Origin of the sequence: Micromonospora sp. M51 (genome assembly GCF_018070305.1) — a bacterium.
Taxonomy (GTDB): Bacteria; Actinomycetota; Actinomycetes; order Mycobacteriales; family Micromonosporaceae; genus Micromonospora; species Micromonospora parva.
This window is the reverse complement of sequence record NZ_JAGPXZ010000554.1, coordinates 1-4,271: the sequence shown is the minus strand read 5'-3', so window position 1 is coordinate 4,271 and position 4,271 is coordinate 1. Positions and strand designations below refer to the sequence as shown.

Here is a 4,271-nt window from a genome sequence, read left to right as displayed (position 1 = left end):
GCACGATGTTCTCGGCCAGCCCGGCGCCGATCCCGGAGACCCGGGTCAGCAGCGGCGCGGAGGCGGTGTTGACGTCCACGCCGACCGCGTTGACGCAGTCCTCCACCACCGCGTCCAGCGACCGGGACAGCTTCACCTCGGACAGGTCATGCTGGTACTGGCCGACGCCGATCGACCGCGGGTCGATCTTGACCAGCTCTGCCAGGGGATCCTGCAGACGCCGGGCGATGGAGACCGCGCCGCGCAGCGACACGTCCATCCCGGGCAGCTCCTGCGCGGCGTACGCGGAGGCGGAGTAGACCGACGCGCCGGCCTCGGAGACCATCACCTTGGTCAGGTTGAGCTGCGGGTGCCGGGCGATCAGGTCACCGGCGAGCTTGTCCGTCTCGCGGGAGGCGGTGCCATTGCCGATCGCGATCAGCTCCACCCCGTGCGCCCCGGCCAGTCGGGCCAGGGTCTCCACCGACGCGTCCCACTGCCGGCGCGGCTCGTGCGGGTAGATGGTGTCGGTGGCGACCACCTTGCCGGTGGCGTCCACCACCGCCACCTTCACGCCGGTGCGCAGGCCCGGGTCCAGGCCCATGGTGGGCCGGGTGCCGGCCGGCGCGGCGAGCAGCAGGTCCCGCAGGTTGGTGGCGAAGACCCGCACCGCCTCCTCCTCGGCGGCCTGCCACAGCCGCATCCGCAGGTCCGCGCCGAGGTGGATGAGGATCCGGGTACGCCACGCCCAGCGGACCGTGTCGGTCAGCCAGCGGTCGGCCGGGCGGCCCGCGTCGGACACCCCGAACCGGCCGGCGATGGCCGCCTCGTACCGGGTCGGGCCGGTCGGCACCGCGTCCGCCTCACCGGCCTCCTCCGGCTCCATGGTCAGGTCGAGCACGCCCTCCTTCTCGCCCCGGAACATCGCCAGGATCCGGTGCGAGGGCAGCTTCGGGTACGGCTCGGAGAAGTCGAAGTAGTCGGCGAACTTGGCGCCGGCGGCCTCCTGACCGTCGCGTACCCGGGAAACCAGCCGGCCCCGCGACCACATCTGCTCGCGCAGCGTGCCGATCAGGTCGGCGTCCTCGGCGAAGGTCTCGATGAGGATGGCCCGCGCGCCCTCCAGCGCGGCGGCCGCGTCGGCGACGCCCTTCTCCGCGTCGACGAACGCGGCGGCGGTGGCCTTCGGGTCCTGGGTCGGGTCGGCCAGCAGCGTCTCGGCCTGCGGGGCGAGGCCGGCCTCGCGGGCGATCTGGGCGCGGGTCCGCCGCTTCGGCTTGTAGGGCAGGTAGATGTCCTCCAGCCGCGACTTCGAGTCGGCGGCCATGATCTGCGCTTCCAGGGCCTCGTCCAACTTGCCCTGACCGCGGATCGACTCCAGGACGGCCGCCCGCCGCTCGTCCAGCTCGCGCAGGTAGCGCAGCCGCTCCTCCAGGGTGCGCAGCTGGGTGTCGTCGAGCAGGCCGGTGGCCTCCTTGCGGTAACGGGCGATGAACGGCACTGTGGCGCCGCCGTCGAGCAGCTCCACGGCCGCCCGCACCTGACGCTCGGCCACGCCGAGCTCGTCGGCGATCCGCTGATGAACAGACTGGGTCACGATCTCGATCCGCCTTCGGGAGTGGGTACCGCCTGCATTCTGCCGGGCGGCCCCGACAGCTGTCGCCGCACCCGGCCGGGGTGACCGGCGGCGGTCCCGGCGGGCCTGCGCTAGCGTGGCGATCATGGAATCTGCTGCGGAGCCGCGCGCCCGGCGACTCTTCGGCGGCAGCGCCCGGGCCCTCGGCGACCTCGCGGCCAACCCGTTCCGCGCCGACCGGGACCGGATCGTCGGCTCGCCGTTCTTCGCCCGACTCGGCGGTGTCACCCAGGTGATCAGCCCGGTCGGCTCCGGGCTGCTGGTGCACAACCGGCTCACCCACAGCCTCAAGGTCGCCCAGGTGGCCCGGGCCATCGCCGAGCGGCTGACGGCCGACGAGCGGTGGCGTGACCTGCTGGACAAGCTCGGCGGCCTCGACCCCGACGTGGTGGAGGCGGCGGCGCTCGCCCACGACCTCGGCCACCCACCGTTCGGGCACCTGGGGGAGCGGGTGCTGGACCGGCTGGCCCGTCAGCGCCTCGGCCTCTCCGACGGGTTCGAGGGCAACGCGCAGTCGTACCGGATCGTCACCAGCACCGAGATCCGGGGCGCGGCCACCACCGGGCTGGACCTGACGGCGGCGGTCCGCGCGGCGATGTTGAAGTACCCGTGGACCCGCCTGGACCACCCCGACCCGCACCCGCGCACGATGGATCCGCCGCCGCGCGGAGCCACCCCTCCGCCGGACGACCCGGACAGCGGCTCGTCGAAGTTCGGCGCGTACCGCACCGAGCTGGACGACCTGCGGCAGGCCCGGGAGCCGTTCGCCGGCCGCATCCCGGACTGGCAGCAGACGGTGGAGGCGTCCGTGATGGACACCGCCGACGACATCGCGTACGCCATCCACGACGTGGAGGACTTCTACCGGGTCGGTGTGCTCCAGCAGGGGTCGGTCTCCGCCGAGTTGATGGCGTGGCAGCGCGAGAGCGGGCACTTCCGGGCGATCACCGACGCGGCGTTGGCAACGTCGGCGCGGCGACCCGGGGCGGCGATCGAGCGGTTGCGTCGACAACTGCACCGCAAGGACGCCTGGATCGCCGACGACGACGCGTTCGCCGCCGCCGTCGAGCACGTCCGCGAGGAGCTGGTCGACGGGCTGCTCGCGATGCCGTTCGACGGCTCGATCGAGGCCGAGCAGTACGTGGCGCGTTTCTCCGCCCGCTGGTCCACCCGCTTCGTCGAGGCGATCACCGTCACCGATCAGCCGTCGGTGCGCTCCGGGTACGTGCTGCTCGGCTGCGCCCAGTGGCACGAGGTGCAGGTGCTCAAGTTCGTGCACCACCGGTTCGTGCTGGCCCGCCCGGACCTCGCCCTGCACCAGCGCGGTCAGGCCCGGCTGCTGGGCACCCTGGTCGAGGCCCTCTGGGAGTGGCTGCTCGACCCGGAGGAGGAATCCCGGCTGCCCCGCCGGCTGCACGACCTGGTCGAGTTGGCCGAGGCCGAGCTGCACCCGCGTACCCCGGACCGGATCGGTCGGGCCCGGGGCCGGGCCATCGTCGATTTCGTCGCGCAGCTCACCGACGGTCAGGCGGTGGCCATGCTGGACGCCCTCTCCGGCCGGTCCGGCGCGCTCTGGACCGACGCGTTCGTGCTCTGACCGACCTGACCGCTCAGGCGATGGCCTGCCACCAGCCGTCGACGGCGGGCGGTTCGTCGACCACCACCCGCTCGCCGGGGCGGGGCACGGCGAGCCGCACGTCGCGGGCCTTCGCCTCGGCCCACAACCGGTCGACCGGCTCGGACCAGTCGTGCAGCGCCAGGTTGAACGTCGCCCAGTGCACCGGCACGAACAGCCCGCCGCGCAGGTCGAGGTGGGCGTTCACCGCCTCCTCCGGGAACATGTGGATCGTCGGCCACGCCCGGTCGTACGCGCCGATCTGCATCAGCGTCACGTCGAACGGCCCGTGCTCGGCGCCGATCTCCGCGTACCCGGCGAAGTAACCGGAGTCGCCGGTGTAGAAGACCTTGCGGCGCGCCCCGGCCACCACCCAGGAACTCCAGAGGGTGCCGTCGCGGCGCAGCCCACGGCCGGAGAAGTGCTGGGCGGCGGTGGCGGTGATCTCCAGTCCGGCGACCTGGTGCGACTCGGACCAGTCCAGCTCGATGATCCGCTCGGCGGGTACGCCCCAGCGGTCCAGGTGCGCGCCCACGCCGAGCGGTACCAGGAACGGCGCGGACTGCCCGGCGAGCAGCGCCCGCACGGTGGCCATGTCGAGGTGGTCGTAGTGGTCGTGGGAGATCAGGATGGCGTCCAGCGGGGGCAACTCGTCGATGCCGACCGGTGGCTCGTGCAGCCGGCGCGGGCCGACCAGAGGAGACGGGGAGCACCTGTCGCTCCACACCGGGTCGAGCAGCACCCGCCGGCCCTCGATCTCGATCAGCGTCGAGGCGTGCCCGTACCAGACGATGTTCAGCTCGTCGGCCGCGTCGGCGGCGTCCGTCGTGCCGGGCCGCAGCAGCGGCACCGGTGTGGTCGGGCGCCGCTTCTGCTTACCGAAGATCAGCTCGCGGACCAGGTTGCGGCCCGGCTCGGCGACCATCGTGCGGGTGCCGGCCTGGTTGTGGAAGGTGCCGTCGCGGAACTGGGGCGAGCGGGCCGCCCGTTCGGCGCGGGCCCCGCTGAGCCGGCCGCCGAGCGCCGCCGGCACATCCCGGG

3 protein-coding genes are annotated in these 4,271 nt (G+C 73.3%); 1 reads left to right on the top strand and 2 read right to left on the bottom strand.

Going from position 1 to position 4,271, the window contains the following annotated elements; all coding sequences use genetic code 11:
- Positions 1 to 1,576, bottom strand: a 1,576-nt coding sequence (locus KBX53_RS24345) for a Tex-like N-terminal domain-containing protein (protein ID WP_309140845.1), incomplete at its 3' end; no start/stop codon positions are given.
- A 124-nt stretch (positions 1,577 to 1,700) separates the two neighbouring features.
- Between KBX53_RS24345 and KBX53_RS24340 the strand changes: the two genes are divergently transcribed.
- On the top strand, positions 1,701 to 3,212 hold the full coding sequence (locus KBX53_RS24340) for a deoxyguanosinetriphosphate triphosphohydrolase family protein (protein WP_030335115.1): 1,512 nt from the start codon (positions 1,701 to 1,703) through the stop codon (positions 3,210 to 3,212).
- Positions 3,213 to 3,225: 13 nt separating this feature from the next.
- Here KBX53_RS24340 and KBX53_RS24335 read toward each other — a convergent pair.
- On the bottom strand, positions 3,226 to 4,271 hold a 1,046-nt coding region (locus KBX53_RS24335), incomplete at its 5' end, for an MBL fold metallo-hydrolase (protein WP_210861845.1).